The organism is Tabrizicola sp. (genome assembly GCF_051645465.1).
In the GTDB taxonomy this organism is placed as follows: Bacteria; Pseudomonadota; Alphaproteobacteria; order Rhodobacterales; family Rhodobacteraceae; genus Tabrizicola.
In genome coordinates this window covers 1-1,559 of record NZ_JBOFBI010000421.1, presented here as the reverse complement: position 1 = coordinate 1,559, position 1,559 = coordinate 1, and the positions used below count along the sequence as shown (strand labels likewise).

Sequence of the window (1,559 nt, the reverse complement as noted above, 5' to 3'; positions counted from 1 at the left end):
ACGGGGGTCTTTCGGTTGGACCGGGGCAGGATGATCGGCAGGATGCCGCGCATGAGCAGGTTTTCACGAAACCGGTCGCCGTCATAGCCCTTGTCGGCGAGCAGCGCTTTGGGCTTGGGCAACGGCAGGGCCATCAGGTGGGCACCTCCAAAAACCCCTCGCAAATTCGGGCCTGATCTGATTCACTTGTCGTTGGAGGGAACGGGCGATGAGGCAGGCGGGCTTGTTCGGGTTATCGGACCATCTGAAGCGGCTTTCGGCGCATGGCGATCCGCTGGAAGTGCTTGGGCGGGTGGTGGATTTCGAGGCGTTTCGCTCGGTTCTGGATACGGCGCTGGGCTATTCGGACGGAGCGAGGGGCGGACGGCCACCCTATGACCCGGTGACGATGCTCAAGGTGCTGGTGCTGGCGGCGCAGAACAATGTCAGCGATGCGCGGATGGAGTATCTGATCCGCGACCGGCTGAGCTGGCTGCGCTTCCTGGGCTTCGACCTTGGCGCCGCGACACCCGATGCCAATACCATCCGGCTGTTCCGCGAGCGGCTGACCCAGGCCGGGGCACTGGATGCGCTGTTCGCCGACTTCGACCGGCAGCTCAAGGAACGCGGCTATCTGCCCATGGGCGGGCAGATCGTCGATGCCACGCTGGTTGCCGCGCCCAAGCAGAGGAACACCGATGCCGAAAAGGCGGCGGTGAAGGAAGGCAAGGCAGCGCGCGAGATATGGCCCGATGAACCGGCCAAGGCGGCGCAGAAGGACACCGATGCGCGTTGGACGCTGAAGTTCGCAAAGGCCCGGCCCACAGCCGATGGCAGGCCGCAGCCCGACATTGCCATCCCGAGCTTCGGCTACAAGAGCAGCGTGTCGATCTGCCGCACCTTCGGCTTCATCAGGAAGGGCAAGACCACCGACGGCGCGCGCTTTGACGGTCGGATGCTGAGGGACGTGGTGACCAAGGACAACACCGCCTCGGACGTCTGGGCCGATACTGCCTACCGCAGCCAGGCCAACGAGAAATGGCTGAAAGCGCAAGGTCGGGTCAGCCGCATCCATCGCCGCAAGCCCAAGGGCAGGCCGATGCCCGAGCATGTCCGGCGCGGCAACGCCACCAAATCGAAGGTCCGAGCCCGCGTCGAGCACGTCTTCGCGCACCAGAAGGCCGTCATGGGGCTGTTCATCCGCACCATCGGCCTCAAGCGCGCCGAGGCCAAGATCACCCTCGCCAACCTCGCCTACAACATGCACCGCCTGCTCTTCCACGAACGACGAGCGGCAACAGGATAGCTGCGCCCGAAGAACGAAACAGCGAACCCAAAACCAGCAAAATTAGCCCGAAACGGCGACGCCAAAGGCACTATCGGACACTCGCCACAGACCAACCAATCGCCCCGCCGAAATCAGACGGTTCTTGGAGGTGCCCAGGTCATCGACCGCTGCATAATCCGAAGCCTCGCCGCCGGTCAGGATGAACCCGATAGGCAGTCCTTGATTGTCACAGCGGGCGTGGACCTTGCTCGTAAAGCCGCCGCGTGATTGAAGCGTCCCGGGTTTTCCGGAG

The 1,559-nt window shown here is 63.8% G+C and carries 1 protein-coding gene and 1 pseudogene; one reads left to right on the top strand and one right to left on the bottom strand.

The genetic code is table 11. The features are described 5' to 3' along the window. Positions 1 to 208 precede the first annotated feature (208 nt). Positions 209 to 1,285 (top strand): IS5 family transposase, encoded by a 1,077-nt coding sequence (locus tag ACRCSW_RS25655; protein WP_438708489.1) that lies wholly within the window; start codon positions 209 to 211, stop codon positions 1,283 to 1,285. Positions 1,286 to 1,327: 42 nt separating this feature from the next. Here ACRCSW_RS25655 and ACRCSW_RS25650 read toward each other — a convergent pair. After that, a pseudogene (locus tag ACRCSW_RS25650) lies at positions 1,328 to 1,559 on the bottom strand (hypothetical protein); the annotation flags it as partial.

Coding starts and splice junctions, on each gene's coding strand:
- ACRCSW_RS25655 (WP_438708489.1), top strand. CDS start 209: ATGAGGCAGGCGGGCTTGTTCGGGTTATCGGACCATCTGAAGCGGCTT.